15 protein-coding genes are annotated in these 18,467 nt (G+C 46.1%); 9 read left to right on the top strand and 6 right to left on the bottom strand.

What is annotated here, in order from left to right; genetic code table 11:
- The 6 genes from ACQEXT_RS19995 to ACQEXT_RS19970 all read left to right on the top strand — a co-directional run.
- Nucleotides 1–591, top strand: a 591-nt coding sequence (locus ACQEXT_RS19995; protein WP_426953311.1) for a bacteriophage T4 gp5 trimerisation domain-containing protein, incomplete at its 5' end; no start/stop codon positions are given.
- Nucleotides 588–1,481: a DUF4123 domain-containing protein gene (locus tag ACQEXT_RS19990; RefSeq protein ID WP_426953310.1), complete on the top strand. Its 894-nt coding sequence runs from the start codon at nucleotides 588–590 to the stop codon at nucleotides 1,479–1,481. The genes ACQEXT_RS19995 and ACQEXT_RS19990, both read left to right, overlap by 4 nt.
- Nucleotides 1,478–4,690: a LysM peptidoglycan-binding domain-containing protein gene (locus ACQEXT_RS19985; protein ID WP_426953309.1), complete on the top strand. Its 3,213-nt coding sequence runs from the start codon at nucleotides 1,478–1,480 to the stop codon at nucleotides 4,688–4,690. Before ACQEXT_RS19990 ends, ACQEXT_RS19985 begins: the two co-directional genes overlap by 4 nt.
- Nucleotides 4,687–5,646, top strand: coding sequence for a DUF6708 domain-containing protein (locus ACQEXT_RS19980; protein ID WP_426953308.1), 960 nt, complete (start codon nucleotides 4,687–4,689; stop codon nucleotides 5,644–5,646). The genes ACQEXT_RS19985 and ACQEXT_RS19980 overlap by 4 nt, the downstream gene beginning before the upstream one ends.
- Before the next feature lie 77 nt (nucleotides 5,647–5,723).
- Nucleotides 5,724–6,692: a DUF6708 domain-containing protein gene (locus ACQEXT_RS19975; RefSeq protein ID WP_426953307.1), complete on the top strand. Its 969-nt coding sequence runs from the start codon at nucleotides 5,724–5,726 to the stop codon at nucleotides 6,690–6,692.
- Between the two features lie 77 nt (nucleotides 6,693–6,769).
- Nucleotides 6,770–7,729, top strand: coding sequence for a DUF6708 domain-containing protein (locus tag ACQEXT_RS19970; protein WP_426953306.1), 960 nt, complete (start codon nucleotides 6,770–6,772; stop codon nucleotides 7,727–7,729).
- Nucleotides 7,730–7,910: 181 nt separating this feature from the next.
- Here ACQEXT_RS19970 and ACQEXT_RS19965 read toward each other — a convergent pair whose 3' ends face one another.
- From ACQEXT_RS19965 to ACQEXT_RS19940, 6 genes are all read right to left on the bottom strand, one after another.
- On the bottom strand, nucleotides 7,911–8,642 hold the full coding sequence (locus ACQEXT_RS19965; RefSeq protein WP_426953305.1) for an SDR family oxidoreductase: 732 nt from the start codon (nucleotides 8,640–8,642) through the stop codon (nucleotides 7,911–7,913).
- Nucleotides 8,643–8,890: 248 nt separating this feature from the next.
- The gene (locus ACQEXT_RS19960) at nucleotides 8,891–10,852 is read right to left on the bottom strand and encodes an alpha-amylase family glycosyl hydrolase (protein ID WP_426953304.1); all 1,962 of its coding nucleotides are present in this window, start codon (nucleotides 10,850–10,852) and stop codon (nucleotides 8,891–8,893) included.
- A 23-nt stretch (nucleotides 10,853–10,875) separates the two neighbouring features.
- Nucleotides 10,876–12,015 (bottom strand): ABC transporter ATP-binding protein, encoded by a 1,140-nt coding sequence (locus ACQEXT_RS19955; protein WP_426953303.1) that lies wholly within the window; start codon nucleotides 12,013–12,015, stop codon nucleotides 10,876–10,878.
- Nucleotides 12,016–12,118: 103 nt separating this feature from the next.
- Nucleotides 12,119–12,604 carry a glycosidase gene (locus ACQEXT_RS19950; protein ID WP_426953302.1) on the bottom strand — a complete coding sequence of 162 codons (486 nt, stop codon included), beginning with the start codon at nucleotides 12,602–12,604 and terminating at the stop codon, nucleotides 12,119–12,121.
- A gap of 22 nt (nucleotides 12,605–12,626) precedes the next feature.
- Nucleotides 12,627–13,646 carry a UDP-3-O-(3-hydroxymyristoyl)glucosamine N-acyltransferase gene (lpxD, locus tag ACQEXT_RS19945; RefSeq protein ID WP_426953301.1) on the bottom strand — a complete coding sequence of 340 codons (1,020 nt, stop codon included), beginning with the start codon at nucleotides 13,644–13,646 and terminating at the stop codon, nucleotides 12,627–12,629.
- A gap of 28 nt (nucleotides 13,647–13,674) precedes the next feature.
- Nucleotides 13,675–14,712, bottom strand: coding sequence for a porin (locus tag ACQEXT_RS19940; protein ID WP_269375314.1), 1,038 nt, complete (start codon nucleotides 14,710–14,712; stop codon nucleotides 13,675–13,677).
- Between the two features lie 389 nt (nucleotides 14,713–15,101).
- On the opposite strand from ACQEXT_RS19940, the gene ACQEXT_RS19935 reads away from it, so the two are divergent.
- The 3 genes from ACQEXT_RS19935 to ACQEXT_RS19925 are packed head-to-tail and all read left to right on the top strand — an operon-like array spanning nucleotide 15,102 to nucleotide 18,451.
- Nucleotides 15,102–16,328, top strand: coding sequence for a maltose ABC transporter substrate-binding protein (locus ACQEXT_RS19935; protein WP_426953300.1), 1,227 nt, complete (start codon nucleotides 15,102–15,104; stop codon nucleotides 16,326–16,328).
- A 3-nt stretch (nucleotides 16,329–16,331) separates the two neighbouring features.
- A complete protein-coding gene (locus ACQEXT_RS19930; protein WP_426953299.1) occupies nucleotides 16,332–17,618 on the top strand; it encodes a carbohydrate ABC transporter permease in 1,287 nt (428 codons plus the stop codon).
- Entirely contained in the window at nucleotides 17,618–18,451 is an 834-nt protein-coding gene (locus tag ACQEXT_RS19925; RefSeq protein WP_269375311.1) for a sugar ABC transporter permease, read from the top strand. Before ACQEXT_RS19930 ends, ACQEXT_RS19925 begins: the two co-directional genes overlap by 1 nt.
- Nucleotides 18,452–18,467: the final 16 nt, after the last annotated feature.

Here is an 18,467-nt window from a genome sequence, read left to right as displayed (position 1 = left end):
AGTTTTGAAGACCAAGCAGACCAAGAGCAAGTCTATCTTCATGCGCAGAAGGATTTTGACTCGATAGTGCTGAATGACATGACCACTCATGTTAAACACGACCAACATATCACGATCGATAACGACCATTTCACTCAGATTAAAAACCGCCACAACCTCACCGTGGAGGGTGAAAGCCGTACTTTGGTCAAACAAGATGCCACCTCGATTATTGAGGGCAGCTTGCACCAAAAGGTCGGTGCGCTCCACGCCATTCAATCAGGTGATGAAATTCACATCAAGGTTGGTCATAAAGTGGTGATAGATGCTGGCTCTGAAACTACCCTCAAAGCTGGCGGCAGCTTTGTAAAACTGGACGCGTCTGGCGTCAGTCTGGTTGGGCCAAAAATCAATATAAACTCGGGCGGTAGCCCAGGTAGCGGCAGCGGGTATGGAGGCCAGCAAGCCGCATTACCGAATGGGTTAGAGTTGCAGCAAGCGCCGCAAGAGATGGAACCACCACTGGTCACAGAACAACAACGAAATACGGTTCTTGAGGCAGCAATAAACGGCAGTCCAATTTGCCGAGCTTGTGAGGAGGCTCAGTCATGAAAACTTTCCAATACTCTACCGAGCTTCCACCAGTATCAAGGCTAGCCCGTTGGATGGTTCTCGATGGTGCACTGCTGCCGAAACTTGAGTTTAACATCGCAACGTTAGGCAGAGAGATGACGACTCCCATCGAGTATCGAGCTCTATTGCGTAATACACGTTGGCAAAACGTATCGGATATTGGTCCATACCTTGTTACATGGTCAAAACAAATTCAAGATTGGGCTCATGACACTGCGCCTTATCGGTATGGGGTTATTTTCGAATCCAACGCATCTATAGATGATCTCGAAACACACTGGAAGAAACTCATTTTGTGTCAGCATGGTGGGTTAGAAAATAATTTAGCTCGTTTATATGACCCCATTATTATGCTTTATTTACTCAAAGCGGCAGATGAAACACGCTTTGAGTCTTGGATGGGGCCAATGAAAAACATATGGCTACCAAACCTTTTTAACCAGCAATACGGTGAAGCGAAATCGTGTTTGGAAACACCCCAAGCGTTAAAAGAAGCCTTCTTTACCGATGAAGAGTGGCAGGGCCTGAGTGATGCGAGCACAGCATACACAGCATGGCGACTTATCCAGCACATAGAGGCATATTTTCCTGACAGACTGCAAGCAAGCAAACTAGAAACGCACGCGTTTGTTTTGCAGCAACTGGCTGACTTACAACCGCTTGGTCAAGTCAACGAACAATTAGCCACATATTACCTCAATATCGTTTGCCGACTTGGCGATGTGTTAGGTAAAAGCTCACTTTATCCTGAAGTAACGGCTTGTCTGCATGACGTTAAAGCTCCCTTAGAGCAACGTTTAAAACTCGCCAATCAATTATCTGTCTCACTTGCTCAAAATCCACGAGACTCAGTGGAGAACTATCCATGAACTATACCATTCAATCAGGAGATACCTTAACCGGTATCGCGCGCGCAAACGGCATAACCTTAAAAGCGATACAGAACGCGAATCCTAACATTTCTGATCCGAATAACATTCGTGCCGGTGATGTCATTCATATCCCACAGGATGCGGTACTTGTTTCTGGTACTTCAGATCCCGCAACCAATGCGGCCATCGTCACCAGTTCAAAACCGGTAGACAACGTCGTCGAAGAGTGTCCACTCAGAGATGAATGGTTCACAGTAAAACCGATGCGTTATGCGGTGGCAGATAAGGATAGCTCAGCAAAACTCCCTGAGACCTTGTCAGTTGGCGTCGACTTAGCCAATATGCAAGAGCATCATTATATTGCTCGAGAGCTCATCGATCATACCGTCTACTTTTATAACGAAGACGATCAGTACCTTATCGAAGTGCTTTATCAAGAGGGTATCGCACAAGATGCTCGTTGTGTGTTTGGCGAAATGCCTCCAGAAGTGAAATCCGCTTTACCGATCCTTAAGCAAAAACAGAAAACAAAAGCCACCATGTGGCTTAGCATTACGCCACTATCAGAGTTAAGATTATCAAACTTACAAGCCAACCCAGATACCATTATCAAACTCGGTCAGCGTATCGACTTTGCACAAGCTGCGGCAGGCAACGCGCCAGATACCAGACCGCTTTATGATATTGAGAACTTGTTCGCCAATACGCAAGTGGTAGAGAGTGTTCTAAAATGGACGTTTCCTGCATTAGAGCCTGTCTCTGATATCAATGGGATACGAGTACCATACGAAGCACAAACGCCTAAAAATAACTACGCGGTCTGTCTGGTTGATGCGATTGGTATCGCTACCGATCTGTGCCGTGAGTTCTCTATTGCTTACGAGCTCACCATGTCGAGTTTGAGCACGTCGCAACATCCTCTCCAGATGGCAAAGTTAACCAAGCACATCATCGACAACGAGATGACACAGGCCGCGTCGAAAGTCTCACAATATCAACCTACGGGTCATTACGCTGCCGCACTCTCTGCCCGTAAGCGCAGTGATCAAGAAATGGAACAACGCCAAGCGGCAGCAGGTTCTTCAAGAAAGCAAGAGTTAGAAAAGTGCTTGCACGTTGATGAGATGGAAGGCTACCTAAAGGAATACCAAGATGCGATGCCCAAACTCAAGCAGCAGCTTGAAACCTTGTCTGAAGATTGGTTGAATTGGTTAGATCATGAACAGCTAGATATCGCGCTCGCCTGGTTAGATGACAGTGACAAAGAACAAATCGCGCTTAAAGAAAGCCTCTTGTTCGCGATGACCAACAATCTTGAGGCAACCGATCAAGGCGTTGCACTGGCTCAGCGCTGGAGTAAAACCTTGCTTGCCGTGGTCTCAGAGCAACCACAACAGGAAAAAGGGGCTGGGGCGCACTTCTTAGCCGCGCTAGGCTTTGCCAAGCCATTGGTGTTAGAAGGCTCTAAATGGCTAAAAGAGCTTAACGGAACAACCAACAGCAATTCCAGTATTGAAGCGATTGCCAGTGTAAGAAGTGGGCTGATTGAATCGGGTAATATGCCTGCAACGGTGGCCACCGATGGACTGATACAGTCTATCGCCAGCCCTTTGGTTCAATTAAGTCATGAAGGCAAGACGGTTGTGCTTTGGCAAGAGACCTATAGCCTGCTTACTTACCGCTATAACTATCAATTCCCATTGGTAACCAGCAATCTGGCTGATGTGATGTTTGATATTGAGGCTTCGTATGCCGTGATGGTCTATGCGGCAACCGGGCATATCACCAACGCTCCACAACAGCAAACAAGTACTCAAACGCTCAACCTGTATGCGGTCAACCAGACGTCTGCCCCGGGTAAAAAGCTAACTACGGTTGAAAAGCACGCGAAATATTGGCTTAAACAGGTTAACGGCAATGATTTCTTAAGTGAAAAAACCGCCTTGATGAAGCTCTATCGCCAAACAGAGCAGGTATTTACCCCCAATGTGCAAAGCACCACTGTCGGCCTGTTCTTTTTAGTTCAGGTTTACAATACGTCACAAGTCAACAGTCAGTTTTCTGATAACCCTATAAAATGGGGCGTTGATCGCGCAAACGCCTGGGTCGGATTAATCACCAGTTCTTTTGCCGCTCTCGATCAGTTTGCTGGGGCACGCTTTGGCCAAGTCGGCGGTAAACAGGTCTTTACTGAGTTTATGAAGGAAGATGGTGCTAAATTATTAGGCACGTCAATCTCTAGTATATTGGTCTCACAGCTAAAACGAATCAACGTTACGTCACCAAATACTATTGATATGTTTGAGCGTTTTGGCAATGGTGTTACTAAGTTCGTAAAAATCACTTTTCGCTGGCTGCCAGTTATCGGCGGTGTTGTTGCCGCACTGGGCAGTGGGTATCAACTTGGTACCGATCTGGTTGGTAACCAAAATGCCTTAGCCACAGCGGTGTCAGGGGTAACACTGTTAGTCAATGGCATGGCGGCGTATTGCGCCTGGGTGGCACTGGTACCAGCGGCGGCGCCGGTTATGGCGGTCGCTGCTGTGGTACTGGGTGTTACAGCGCTGACGCTAGAGATAATCAGAGCCTCCTTAATGGACGATAAAACCCAACTGTTTTTAAAAGGCTCTTTCTGGGGCCGTGGCAATTATGCTTGCGGTGAGTCCAAATTCAACACCTTGGAACAACGACTGAAGCTTTTTGACCAAGATGCCCAGCTAGAGGATGCGATTAGAGTGATGCAACAAGAGCTGACCGCGTTTGGCGACTATTTATTTAGACCCATCCCACAGCTACTCAATGTTAGTCAAACCGATGGTCTGAGCCGTTTTACACTGCATATCTTATTGCCAGGCTTTGTGCCATTAACCAGCGATGTCAGTGTGTATCTGCAGGGTTATGCGCAGAAGGACACTAAGGATCTACTGGTGAGCCACAGTCGAGAAAATCGCTGGCAAACCAATCAGCTTAACGGCAAGATCACTCTGCTCAATGACACCACTGCCGCCCTGAGCTTTGAGGTCGATGAAGCAGAACTGGAAACAGACTATCGTTTTTATCAACTGGCGCTCGCTTATCATAACCCCGCTGGTTATCCTGTTTCGTTAAAATACCCGAAAATTACCATCAGTGATGAAACACAGTGGTTTGAATTCTGGCCCAGCACTGAGTTGGAGTCTTTTGAAATAGAGAAAACTAAATCATGAGTGAGATTAGACAAGTCGGCCCCAATCATTGGGTCGGGCCAGAAGACTTTGGTATTACTCCCAACTTCCATATTACCCAACACGGTGTGGAACATTACCCTAATGGTCATTTAATTCAGCAAGAACCATTAAACCCCGGCAATAAAAAAATCCCCATCGTTCACCGAAGAAAAGACGCCGAAGATATGGGGGAGTTTTTTGACGGCTTTTCAGCAGGAGGTCATGAAGATTTTCTTGATATGCGAGTTCGGTCTGTTCATGGCAGGGGGGAGTTTATGGGGCTGGTGTTTCTTTTTACCCTGATATGGATCGGGTTAAAAGGTTGGGGATTTATTGATGGACTGGCATGGTCAGATACCTATGTTATTGACTTAATTTATTTGGCATTGATCGGAATCACTATAGCGGTAGGACTTTTCAAGCCCATCGCCATGCCAGTACGCTTTCATAAACAAAACCAAGAGGTTTACGTTTGGCACAATAAAGTGCTCTATCGTATTCCGTGGCAAGAGTGTGAAATATCCGTCATTGTTGCTAAAACCCATATGGGCTACGGGCGGTTAAAAGATGGCTATGAGTTAATGCTCTGGCTTAACCCTCAACACGCGGTCAACGCCGATCTAACCGGTCATCGCCATCAGTATCTCTCTTTAGTCCATAACATGGGTAGTCATGCCCCTGTATATGGCTATTGGGAATACGTTCGCCGCTATATGGCTGATGAACAACCACTATGGTTTGAGATCAGTAAAAAGCCAAGGCAAATAGGTGTTAACTTTGAACTCGCTGAAGAAGAAGGTCGGAGTCGGCTGTTTGCAATAGTTACCTTTATTCTTGTTTTACCACTTGGCTTTCTGCTCAGACCCGCGGATTTCTCACTCTGGTGTAATCCTTTGAGACATAAATGGCCGGAACAGGTCCATGAGTGGACAGGTAAGCGATGCAATTGGCATTAGACGTTTTTCACGACAGTTTATCCGCACTGCCACTCAATCGAGCGGCAGTCGAGCTGTTCGCGGAGGAATAACCCATCATGAGTGAGATTAGACAAGTAGCCCCCAATCATTGGGTCGGACCAGAGGAGTTTGGTTTTACCCCCAACTTTCATATTACCCAACACGGCGTGGAACATTACCCTAATGGTCATTTAATTCAGCAAGAGCCATTAAATCCCGGCAATAAAAAAATTACTCTGGTGCATGAAACAACTGAACCCGGAGAGAAAGAAGACTTAGGTGAGTTTTTTGAACTGTTTTCTGCTGGAGGCCATGAAGACTTTCTTGATATGCGTGTGCAGTCTGTCCATGGTAGAGGTGGAAATGTGTATGCGGTGATTTTTTTTACCTTGCTCTGGCTGGTTATCAAAACCTCGATGGTTTACACCGCTGGAGATACATGGTCACTCAGTTACGTCGATATCACCGTTCTGGCAATTCTCGCCATTTGTATGGGCTTAAGTTTATTTAAGCCCATCGCCATGCCGGTACGCTTTCATAAAAAAAATCAGGAAGTCTATGTTTGGCACAATAAAGTACTCTATCGTATTCCGTGGCAAGAATGCGAAATATCGGTCATTGTGGCGAAAACCCATATCGGTTATGGCCGATTAAAAGATGGATATGAGTTAATGCTCTGGCTCAACCCTAAGCATGCAGTCAATGCTGATCTAACCGAGCATCGCCATCAATATCTCAGTTTACTTCGCCATATGGGCAGTCATGCTCCTATGTATGGCTATTGGGAATACGTTCGCCGTTATATGGCTGATGAACAACCGCTATGGTATGAGATCAGTAAAAAGCCAAGACAAATAGGTGTTAACTTTAAACTTGCTCAAGAAGAAGGTCGGAGTCGGCTGTTTGCAATAGTTACCTTTATTCTTACGTTACCACTTGGTTTTCTGCTCAAACCCGCTCTTTTCTCACTCTGGTGTAACCCCCTAAAGCATAAATGGCCGGAACAAGTCCATGAGTGGACAGGTAAGCGATGCAATTGGCATTAGACGTTTTTCACGACAGTTTATCCGCACTGGCGCTCAATCGAGCGGCAGTCGAGCTGTTCGCGGAGGAATAACCCATCATGAGTGAGATTAGACAAGTTGGCCCCAATCATTGGGTCGGGCCAGAAGACTTTGGTTTTACCCCCAACTTCCATATTACCCAACACGGCGTGGAACATTACCCTAATGGCCATTTAATTCAGCAAGAGCCATTAAACCCCGGCAATAAAAAAATTCCCATTGTTCACCGAAGAAAAGACGCTGAAGATATGGGGGAGTTTTTTGACGGCTTTTCTGCAGGGGGCCACGAAGGGTTTATTGATATGCGAGTTCGGTCTGTCCATGGCAGGGGGGAGTTTATGGGGCTGGTGTTTCTTTTTACCCTGATATGGATCGGGTTAAAAGGTTGGGGATTTATTGATGGACTGGCATGGTCAGATACCTATGTTATTGACTTAATTTATTTGGCATTGATCGGAATCACTATAGCGGTAGGACTTTTCAAGCCCATCGCCATGCCAGTACGCTTTCATAAACAAAACCAAGAGGTTTACGTTTGGCACAATAAAGTGCTCTATCGTATTCCGTGGCAAGAGTGTGAAATATCCGTCATTGTTGCTAAAACCCATATGGGCTACGGGCGGTTAAAAGATGGCTATGAGTTAATGCTCTGGCTTAACCCTCAACACGCGGTCAATGCTGATTTAACTGGTCAACGCCATCAATATCTCAGTTTGCTGCACAACATGGGCAGTCATGCCCCTATGTATGGCTATTGGGAATACGTTCGCCGCTATATGGCTGATGAACAACCTCTGTGGTACCAAATCAGTAAAACTCCACGTGTTCCGGGCATCAACACAGATAAAGCTAGAGAGCAAGGATACAGCAACTTTGTCGCATTGATTCGCTTTATCTTGGTTTTGCCAATTTTATTTCTACTCCGCCCCGCTCTTTTTTCACTATGGTGTAATCCTCTGAAAGACAAATGGCCGGAACAAGTCCATGAGTGGACAGGTAAGCGATGCAATTGGCATTAGACGTTTTTCACGACAGTCTGTCCATATCAGAGGCGATAATGTGTATACGGTGATTTTCTTTGCGCTGATATTGCAGATAGCGCTATTGCTGCAACATCGATATCAAACACCAAGTAGAACTCAGTGCTCTTACGTGCTGTATAAAAAGATAATGCTTTAGACCCGTCACACCTAAAGTCGATTAGCGGCCACCAGCGAGTTCAATAAAGGTTCCAGTCACATAAGAAGCTTCCTCCGATAGCAACCATGCGATGGCTTGTGCCACTTCCTGAGGCGTTCCACCACGCTTAAGAGGTAGGCTTGAAGCGAGACGGTCAACACGATCTGGCTCTCCACCATCTGCGTGCATTTCCGTGTAAATGCAGCCTGGCCTTACACCATTTACACGAATCCCTTCCTCTGCTAACTCAAGTGACAATCCTTTGGTTAATGAATCCATTGCCCCTTTGGAGGCCGCATAATCAATATACTCAAATGGAGCGCCCAAACGTGAGGCAGCCGAAGAGACGTTCACAATCGCCTTTTTCTTCCCCGGTTGATTGATAAACGCTTTACAACAAAGGAAGCAACTGATTACGTTGGTTTGCATAACCTTTTGAAAACGCTCTAATTCGATATCGCAAAGTTTAGACTGAGTAAACAAAATACCGGCATTGTTTACTAGGTGAGTCACCAATCCATAACGTTGACGGGTTGCCTCAAACATCGCGGATACTTGCTCAGCGCTGGAAACATCGGCCTGATAAGAAAACGCTTCTCCACCAGCAACAAGGATTTGGTCGACGACCTGTTTAGCCCGCAAATCATGACTGAGATAGTTGACGCATACCGCATAGCCTTGGCTTGCCAGCAATACTGCCGTTTCAGCGCCTATTCCCCGTCCTGCTCCTGTAACGATGACTACCTTATCCATTGTTTCTCCAATTATTCCCTAATTATGAAAGGCGACTTTACACTGTAAAGCCTAACCATAGTGCCAAGATATCACATTCGATGAACAAGATGAGTTTCATGATTTTAAGTAGTTAACTTTGAGTGCTGCACAATCTAAAAAAAAGACCTTAGGTGCAAACCTAAGGCCTTAAAGTGGTAGCGTATTACTACCTGAAAAACCCCTAGCTGGGTATGGAGTCTCTTGGCTGGAGACAAGTTAATAATGAGTTAGAAAGAGCCCATCGTTTGAGTCTGAGTGCTGGTATCGACACTATTGTTGCTGCCTGATTGCCATTCAATCAAAGCGCTAGTATCGCTTTCAGAGCGTTTGAGACATTTCCACTCTAATGACTGGCCGTTAGGAACTTGAATCATGCCTTGCCATGTTGGGTAAACCGATGGAGAAAGTTTCACAGCCTGAGCCGGTGCCCAGTTACCAAGTTCACTAACACCGCCTACCGCATAGACACTTTGTCCCCATTGGGTGTAGCCATTATTGCAAGTAAAAGTCACGTTGGTCAGGTCACCACTCGCCACCCTTGTCTTTCCGTGCAGTACGATCGCTTCGTTCTGCTCAAGGTTGAGAGTCGCAGCAGACTGAGAAATAGCGACAACATCGTTGCCTACTAGGCTAGTGTAGGCGTTGTCTGCCAATGACAGCGCAGAAACGTTAATCGTCGTCGCCGCTCCTCGGTTAAGTGCGACTAACACAACATCATCTTCAAACCTACGCTCATAAACTAGAATGTCATCGTTGACCCACTTCTGGGTGTAGCTGCCTTTCTGAATGGCAGGGCTGTGTTTTCGTAACGCTGTAAGTGACTGAATAATCTTAAATGCATCACTATCCTGAGCAAAACTTGGCATCACTTCACGGTTGTATGGGTCGCTACCAACTTGACCAAACGCATTAGTGGTAAAGTTTGCGCTGTAGTGCTCTGTTCCATAGTAGATAGCCGGAATACCACGTACTGTCATGGTCGCAACCAGACCTAGATCTACACGCTTTTGAGCAAATGCTTCAGACTGACCGCCCCCTGCTTCGTTGTTACCTGGGCCGAAAGTGTTCGCGCTTGAACGCAGTGCCGTTGAGATTCGGGCCATATCATGGTTATCCATAAATACGACTTGCCAGTCATCGCTGGTGAACACATTGCCGCGAGTTTCAAGATAGCTGTTGAGAGTCTGCATGCTATTACCACTACGACCAACCAGTACTCGCTCTAAGGTGTCACGGAAACCAAAATCAAGTAACGCGGAGCCTGAGTTGTTGGCATAGTCAATGGCGTAGCCATCAATACCTGTCGTTGTGGTCGCACTGGCACCAAACCATTCACCGAAGAAGTAAAAACCGTCACGGCCGATTGTCGCAGCGTAATTGTAGATATCACCTGTCCACTGTTGGATAAACTCTTTATCCATGTGCTTGATGGCATCGATACGAATCGCATCGACTCCAGCATCAATCCAGAACTTCGCACCATCTAATAAATAGTTGTAGACCACCGGATTTGATTGATTGAAATCAGACAGGTTAAACAGATTGTGATTTCGAACCTGATACCAGTCATTCCAATTGGTTACGCCACCATTGTGGTGATACCAGTTGCTTCCAGCAGCGACATCAGTATTGTAATTGGTGATGTAAGCACCATCGCGGTACAGAGCACCATACTCATTTTCATCATTACCATTGGAGTGGTTTGGTGCGTAATCCAGTACCAACTTCATGTTGTATTCAGGGCTGTGCATCAACTGGCTTAATTCTTTAAAGTCATCCATCGTGCCCAGATGTTCATCCACTCTGAAGAAGTCTTTACCCCAGTATCCGTGGTAGCCCGCACCACCATTCACATCGAGGTTATCGGCATTATCCACTGGCGGAGTAATCCAAATCGCGGTGATGCCTAAGGATTTGAGATAAGGCAGTTTGTTGATTAAACCTCTAATGTCACCACCGACGTACTTCTTGAGGTTACTCGGATCGTAAGTAAGTGGATTGTTGCCACGGTTGTTGCTCGCATCGCCATCACTAAATCGATCTAGGAAGACGAAGTAAATCGTCTCTTGTCTAAAATCGAAAGTGCTGCTTGCCGTGGTTGCGGCTTGTGCACCTATCGCGGGAGCCGAAAGGCCGCCTATCGCCAGTGTCGCAAGCAGTGCGCTGCAAATCAGTGTCCGTTTATTCATTAGAGGTTCCCCGTTGTTGTTAACTAGGCCGAGTAGGGTCGGCTGTGAATGAGATTGTTTTCATTATAAAAATCAAAAATATGACAAAACGCGGTGTTGAGGTTGAAACGGAATGTGCGACCAATGTCCGCCGTCGTAATGGACTGATCTTGAACGCGTGCAATCAGCTCTTTACCACCCACTGTGAAGTAGAGGTACTTTTCGTTGCCGAGGTTTTCAACCACAGATAGCTGGCCTTCAAAGGTATTCAATGTTTCTCCCTCTTGTGCCAGCGAGATATGTTCAGGACGAATGCCGAAGCAGACTGGGTTATCTACGTATTGATCCAGCGCCTCTTGCATTGCTTTAGGGATGAGGATGCGAGCAGATGGCGCAATCTCAACCATCAAGTTTTCGCCATTTCGTCTCAGTACGGTATCCACCAGATTCATTGCCGGTGAACCAATAAAGCTGGCGACAAAGCGGTTTGCTGGGTAGTTGTATAAGTTTGCAGGGGTATCAACCTGCATAATTTTACCCTGATTGAGGACACAGATTCTGTCACCAAGCGTGAGGGCTTCGGTTTGGTCGTGAGTCACGTAAATCATGGTTGCAGGATTACCTTCATCTTTGAGTGATTGATGAAGCTGAGCAATTTTCACCCGCATTGAGACACGAAGCTTGGCATCCAGATTCGATAGTGGCTCGTCGAATAAAAAGACATCAGGTTTGCGGACGATTGCTCGACCTACCGCAACACGCTGGCGCTGACCACCAGACATCTCCTTAGGTTTTCGATAAAGCAGATCCGTGATCTCTAGCTTTTCCGCCGCTTCTTCAACTCTTTTCTTGATCTCTTCTTTCGACTTTTTAGCCATCTTGAGACCAAAGGCCATATTGTCGAAAACCGTTTTATGCGGATAAAGAGCGTAGTTTTGAAACACCATCGCGATACCACGATCTTTAGGTGGCAAATCGTTCACGATTCGATCCCCAATACGAATATCACCAGATGAAATCGATTCAAGCCCTGCGATCATTCTCAATGTGGTTGATTTGGCGCAACCAGATGGCCCGACAAAAACCATAAATTCGCCTTCATTGATTTCAAGGTCGATTCCGTGTACCGCTTTAAAGCCGTTTTCGTACTGTTTTTCTACTTGTTTTAGGCTAACTGTTGCCATGGGTACTCCAAATAAAGCGCTATAAACTCATAACTTACGGCACATCACTATGTGCATTAAGCTATAAACTTAACGCCGTCAGAGAGTCTCTGACGGCTCAGTATTACTGACAAGTGGCGATCATCGCGCGCACTGGATTCTTGTTTTCATCAATTTGAATTGACCAAACATATTTACCATCAGTTGGGATCTCTACACGGGTATTTTTGGCAAAACCACCACGCTTCAACTCGATCTCCTGATTGACGCCCATTTTGCGCCCAGAGACGGTGTACTGTGGATTCCAGTTCATGGTCGCGAACTGAACGTTGACCACGCCAGCCTTCTCTTGATGGACAACCTGATAAATACCATCACCTTTATGGCTCATTTCACGATCTTCAAGATGGATCCACTGACCTTCATCAAAAGTCCCCACAACAAACAAGGTCGGGCGAATCGGTCCACGATCTTCTACTGTCGCTAAGTCGCATTTCGCCAGTAGGCTATCAGCATTGGTCGGTGCGACTTGGCTGGTGGTGTCACTGGTGCTGGAACAACCCGCAGCCAACGCACTAAGTAACAGAGGTAGAATGATTTTTTTCATCATAAGTCCTTAATTTTATTTAGGTTTAACGACCAGAAAATAAGCGTTTTAACCAGTGAGAAGGTGGATCAATTGGTTTGCGATTATCGGAGTGCTTAGCGAGGTCAAACTGACGGGTCAATTTATTGAGAACCGCCAAGTTCTTGTAGTAAGCACGCGCATCTTTTGCCGGGTAGCCAAATAAATCACTGCGTGCAGGAAACGACTGACTGACTCCTGATTTGGCTTTAATCACAGAGTGATCACCGATAGAAATGTGACCAGCGGTGCCGACCTGACCGTGAACGATGACATGGTTTCCTAGCGTGGTGTGCCCCGCTAATCCAACCTGAGAAACAATTAAACAGTGCTGGCCCACTTTGCAGTCGTGACCAATCTGGACAAGATTGTCTATCTTGGTGCCCTTGCCTATCACGGTATCGCCGAGCGTGCCACGATCGATCGCGTTGTTGCAGCCAATTTCGACATCGTCTTCGATAACAACGCGGCCAACACTTTCTACACGCTCAAACTGGCCATGGCGGCCATTCATGTATTCGAAACTAAAGTTACCGATAGAGTTATTGGAATCGATAGTGACGTTATTACCGATAACCGTGCCCTCTTTAATCACGGTGTTGGCATGAATGGCAACATTGTCACCGATGGTCACACCATTCATGATTTTGACGCCAGGCATAAAGTGACAGTTGTTACCTATCTGGCAATGTTTACCAATATAAACATCGGCAATTTCAGACGTATTACCTTGTTCAAATAATTGATATTTATGTACTTTGTAAAAACGCAACAGAGTATTGAGTGTTTCAGCTTGAAGCGATTCAATCACTATTTTGGCTTTCGCTTGACTAGATAGGATGCACGAAGGTCCTATGATCACGTCGGCCTTTGATTGCTCTATATGCTTGAGTTCAGCTTTAGAAAATACGATGGCCAGTCCCCCTTGTTCAGGGTGATTGAGCGGGACAATCGTACTCACAGACAAGCCTGGGTCGCCATCTACTTGGCCACCAATCAATTGAGCAATTTCCGAAACCGTGATCATAGGATTTCCTTAAGCAAATAAACGTGTTTTACAGACGGTAAATAGCCTGAAGCAAGAAGGTGTTTTGCTCGACAACCTTTTCTTCGCCAGCGAGTTTGGTAAAGGTCTCTGTGTCTTTAGCCCACTCATACTCACCTTTAAGTAGCCAGTTGTCGCCAACAGACTGCTCGTAGCCCATCGTCGCTTTACGAATGTCTTTGAAGTACTGCTCTCCCGCAGCCCAGCCTTCCGTATGCTTAGTCTCGTTTTCACCGTAGCGAGCGCGTACATATAAGGTGCCCGCATCTTCAAAGCTGTATTGAACAATAGGTTCAATGTACTTTTCCGTGAAATCGCTCACTTCATTGATCGAACCATCGCTGTTGCGAGCCTCGTTGTCTTTAACCTGGTAGTAGAACTCAACGCCAAGCTCCCAGTTACCAAAACGCTTGTATGGCTTAACAAGGACTGAGTAACCCTCTTCAACACGACTCCCCCAAGCAGACTTGTCTTCATCGTTGTAGAGATACTCAAGATTAGATTGGAAGCCCGCGTCATACTCATTACTGTAAAAGTTGAAGTAAGGGCGAACACTGTGCTCAGCGTTCTTTGTACGCAGATTGCTCACGCCTGCCGTCGTCGCGACCGTACCCAAGGTGTACTCTAGGTCATAGATAACCCCTGTTTCAAAGCCGTTGGGTAAAGGGAATTTCTTGTCGATCGAAATGAGATGCTTATAGCCATCTTCAGTCTCAGTGTACGAACGATCCTGACTGCGCTTAACACGATCAGTCAATTTAAAAGCGTATAAAGAAGAGAAGTTCCAGTGAGCGTTTTTATAAAACAGCCCAAGGACTTCATGGGTAGTAGTACGTTCATTTTCAGTCTGTCCGCCCCACGTTTTGTAATTGGTGATGTCTTTATCTTCGATTTCAATCGACGTCCCAACATGTCCGCCAAAATCGAGAGCCTGAGTCAGTATATTGCCTCCCATTTCGTGGGGAGCGGGTCCATTCTCAGCAGCAAAAACGGTAGGTGCAGTGCTCAGAGCGCAAGCGATACTGAGCGAAAGTACAGTCCTGTTCACAGTATGTCCTTAACCTCATAGAGGTGGATTCTATAAATATTAATCGGGTTTTATTTAGTAGTTCAGCCTGAACGCCTAATCATTGTTCTGCATCTGAATATTATTTGCTCGGTGAATGAGATTCAAATGAGACACTGGTCACTAGATAGCGAGCAATAATTTGACATACATCACCAAAAATCAGCTTTCACTGCCTTTAATGGCCATTAATGATAAGAACAACAATAAGATCAGGAAAGCTATACAACCTCTTGCAATCCTTTGCAATACAAGCACTTTAGTAGATTCAGATCACATTTAGACGTTATTTTGAGCAGTTTTCAATTGACTAAAATCTCTATCCAGCTCAATTTAGTAGTATATCGTGAACTACTAAATTGGATGCCACAATGAAAACCAAGTTATTGACCAGTCAAATACTGCTCACCACTCTTGTTAGCGCCTCTGCCTTGGCACAGCCTATCGAACCAGAGCCAGGTGCAAATCTGTTGGTTTGGACGGACCACACTACCGTCGATTACATGAAATACGCCGCGAATCAGTTCAATCAAGATCTTGGCTACAAGGTGACGTTTGATTTTCGTGGTCTCGCACCGATTGATGCTGCGTCTAGACTGATTCAAGATGGAGGCTCAGCACGTGTCGCAGATGTGGCTGAAATTGAACATGATCTGCTTGGGCGCTTAGTTGTCGCTGGTGGAGCGATGGAAAATCTGGTCTCTGCGGAACATATCAACACCCACTTCCTGCACAGCGCCGTCAGCGCAGCGCGTTCTGAGGGCAAAACCTACGGATTTCCGGTCAGCTTCGCCACAACCGCTCTGTTCTACAATAAAGACCTGCTACCTCAAGCCCCTGAATCTTTTGAGCAACTGATCGAATTCTCCAAGTCATTTAACGACAATAAAGAACACAAATATGCCTTGCTGTGGGATATACAAAATTACTACGAATCTCGTATGTTCTTGACTCTCTATGGCGCTTACGAATTTGGCGACAATGGCACCAATGCCAAGGATATCGGTATTGCCTCTGAACAGGCTCAGCAAGGTCTGCAAGCAATGAAGAAACTTCAGGTTGCCAACAGCGCTAACCCGATGGATATACGCAACCCCCAGGTTAGACGAGGCTTGTTCAGTGAAGGAAAGGTGGCCGCGATTATTGATGGCCCTTGGGCTATTCAAGGCTACCAAGCGTCTGGGGTAAACTTTGGCGTGATCCCTATCCCGACACTGGATGGTAAGCAACCAAGAACATTTTCGACAGTTCGTTTAGCCGTGGTGTCCTCTTTTACAAACTATCCGAAAGCGGCTCAATTATTTGCCAATTATCTCAGCAGCGACAAGATGCTTAAAAAACGCTATGAGATGACAAAGTCGATCCCTCCTGTTCAAGAGGTGATGGAAGAGATCATTGTCGATGCTGATGAAGCGACCTACGCGATCATCGGGCAGGGTTACTTTGCCGATGCGATGCCATCAATACCTGAGATGGGATACTTGTGGTCACCAATGGCCAGTGCGATGACCTCTCTATGGGTGAATGACAAATCGCCTGAAAAGGTATTGAAACGCGCAGAATCAGTCATCAAAGAACAGATCAGTTTACAGGAGTAAGGGATGTTGTTGTCTCAAACTCGAATACCTTCTGTATTCAACGCTTCCACTCTCCTCATGGGCCTGACGCAAATGCGTCAGGGCCACTGGGTTAAAGGGCTGGTTTGGCTACTTATTCAAGTGCTTTTTGTCGTCAGTATTCCAGAGCTTAGCTTGGCGTTAAAACAGCTAGTGACTTTGGGAGATGTCGCCCAAACTCGTGAAGGCTTTACCATTATTCAAGGTGATCACTCGGTATTTTTGCTGGTGGAAGGTGTCATCGCACTGATCGCGGTGTTTCTCTTCCTGTGCCTGTATGCACTAAATATCAATGACGCTAGCTCATGTCAGCCGTGCCAGCTTTCTGCGACTGAACAGATCAAGGCCATTTACGATAGGCAGTTTGCCTTACTGGTGCTTTCACCTGCGATGTTGACCAGTATCGCATTTATCATCATGCCGATTGTTATTACGGTATTGGTTTCCTTCACTAACTATTCGGCACCACACCATATTCCGCCACGAAATCTCGTCGATTGGGTTGGACTCAAAAACTTTATTTCTCTGTTTGAACTGAAGATTTGGTCAAACACCTTTCTTGGCGTGGCTACTTGGACGGTGATGTGGGCGATTTTAGCCACCATCTGTACTTGCGGTTTTGGCTTTTTACTCGCTCTGGCGTTATCCAACAAAAACATAAAAGCAAAGAAGGCTTGGCGTTTTGTCTTCATTTTGCCTTATGCCATCCCTGCATTTGTTACTTTGCTGATGTTCCGCCTGCTCTTGAACGGAGTTGGGCCGGTAAACGCAACACTCAATAGCTGGGGTTTTGACTCGGTGGCATTCCTATCCGATCCATGGATGGCAAAAGTAACCGTGATTGCGGTCAGCGTCTGGGTGGGCGCACCCTACTTCATGCTTCTGATTTCCGGTGCGCTAACCAATATCCCGCAAGATCTTTATGAAGCCAGTGAAGTGGATGGTGCAAATAAATTCCAGCAATTCAAGGAAATCACCTTGCCTATGGTTTTGCACCAAGTAGCGCCTTCCTTGGTAATGACTTTTGCCCATAACTTCAATAACTTTGGTGCAATCTTCCTCTTGACCGAAGGTGGCCCAATCAACCCAGAATATCGATTTGCAGGACACACCGACATTTTGATCACTTGGATTTACAAGTTAACTCTCGACTTCCAGCAATACCAAATCGCCTCTGTGATCTCGATAATTATTTTCTTGTTCTTGTCAGTCATCGCGATCTGGCAGTTCAGACGAATGTCATCGTTTAGCGATGATGTGGGGATGAAGTAATGAAGTTTCTTTTGCAAAAATTGGCCACTGGCGTGGTCTATCTGTTCCTACTTATCAACGCTTTATTGGTGTTAGGGCCAGTAATCTGGACGGTATTGGCGTCGTTTAAACCTGGCAGCAATATGTTCAGTTCCTCATTTTCAGGTTGGAGCTTCTCACTAGAACATTATGTGGCGCTGTTTCAGGACACCCCGTACCTACAGTGGTATCTCAACACCTTTGCACTGGCAACTGCCAACATGCTGATATCGCTGGTCGTCGTGACTATGACCGCATACGTATTCTCACGCTATCGCTTCAAAGGTAAACGTAATGTGCTGATGGGGGTTTTAGTCTTACAGATGTTCCCTGCCTTTTTGTCAATGACTGCGATCTACATCTTGCTGTCAAAACTCAACCTGATCGACACCTACGCAGGGTTGCTGTTCGTTTATGTCGCGGGATCGTTGCCATTTATGACTTGGTTGGTCAAAGGCTACTTTGATGCGATTCCCACCTCACTCGACGAGGCAGCAAAGATTGACGGCGCAGGTCATATGACCATTTTCATCGAAATCATCTTGCCACTGGCGAGACCCATTCTGGTGTTTGTAGCACTGGTGTCTTTTACCGGGCCATGGATGGATTTCATTCTGCCGACACTCATTTTGCGCAGTGAAGAGAAGATGACTTTGGCGATCGGTATCTTCAGTTGGATCACCTCTAATTCTGCGGAAAATTTCACTCTATTTGCGGCGGGTTCACTGCTTGTTGCGGTGCCAATCACTCTACTTTTTGTCGCAACTCAAAAACACATCACCACAGGCTTAGTGAGTGGTGCAGTAAAAGAATAATAACAGGACCAATAAT

It is taken from the genome of Vibrio sp. TRT 29B02 (assembly GCF_050113655.1).
Lineage (GTDB): Bacteria > Pseudomonadota > Gammaproteobacteria > Enterobacterales > Vibrionaceae > Vibrio.
Note: the sequence above shows the minus strand (reverse complement) of the source record. Positions and strands in the feature narration are given on the sequence as shown.

Excerpts from the sequence above, each read along its gene's own strand:
- ACQEXT_RS19990 (WP_426953310.1), top strand. The coding sequence starts at position 588 with ATGAAAACTTTCCAATACTCTACCGAGCTTCCACCAGTATCAAGGCTA.
- ACQEXT_RS19985 (WP_426953309.1), top strand. The coding sequence starts at position 1,478 with ATGAACTATACCATTCAATCAGGAGATACCTTAACCGGTATCGCGCGC.
- ACQEXT_RS19980 (WP_426953308.1), top strand. The coding sequence starts at position 4,687 with ATGAGTGAGATTAGACAAGTCGGCCCCAATCATTGGGTCGGGCCAGAA.
- ACQEXT_RS19975 (WP_426953307.1), top strand. The coding sequence starts at position 5,724 with ATGAGTGAGATTAGACAAGTAGCCCCCAATCATTGGGTCGGACCAGAG.
- ACQEXT_RS19970 (WP_426953306.1), top strand. The coding sequence starts at position 6,770 with ATGAGTGAGATTAGACAAGTTGGCCCCAATCATTGGGTCGGGCCAGAA.
- ACQEXT_RS19965 (WP_426953305.1), bottom strand. The coding sequence starts at position 8,642 with ATGGATAAGGTAGTCATCGTTACAGGAGCAGGACGGGGAATAGGCGCT.
- ACQEXT_RS19960 (WP_426953304.1), bottom strand. The coding sequence starts at position 10,852 with ATGAATAAACGGACACTGATTTGCAGCGCACTGCTTGCGACACTGGCG.
- ACQEXT_RS19955 (WP_426953303.1), bottom strand. The coding sequence starts at position 12,015 with ATGGCAACAGTTAGCCTAAAACAAGTAGAAAAACAGTACGAAAACGGC.
- ACQEXT_RS19950 (WP_426953302.1), bottom strand. The coding sequence starts at position 12,604 with ATGATGAAAAAAATCATTCTACCTCTGTTACTTAGTGCGTTGGCTGCG.
- lpxD (WP_426953301.1), bottom strand. The coding sequence starts at position 13,646 with ATGATCACGGTTTCGGAAATTGCTCAATTGATTGGTGGCCAAGTAGAT.
- ACQEXT_RS19935 (WP_426953300.1), top strand. The coding sequence starts at position 15,102 with ATGAAAACCAAGTTATTGACCAGTCAAATACTGCTCACCACTCTTGTT.
- ACQEXT_RS19930 (WP_426953299.1), top strand. The coding sequence starts at position 16,332 with ATGTTGTTGTCTCAAACTCGAATACCTTCTGTATTCAACGCTTCCACT.
- ACQEXT_RS19925 (WP_269375311.1), top strand. The coding sequence starts at position 17,618 with ATGAAGTTTCTTTTGCAAAAATTGGCCACTGGCGTGGTCTATCTGTTC.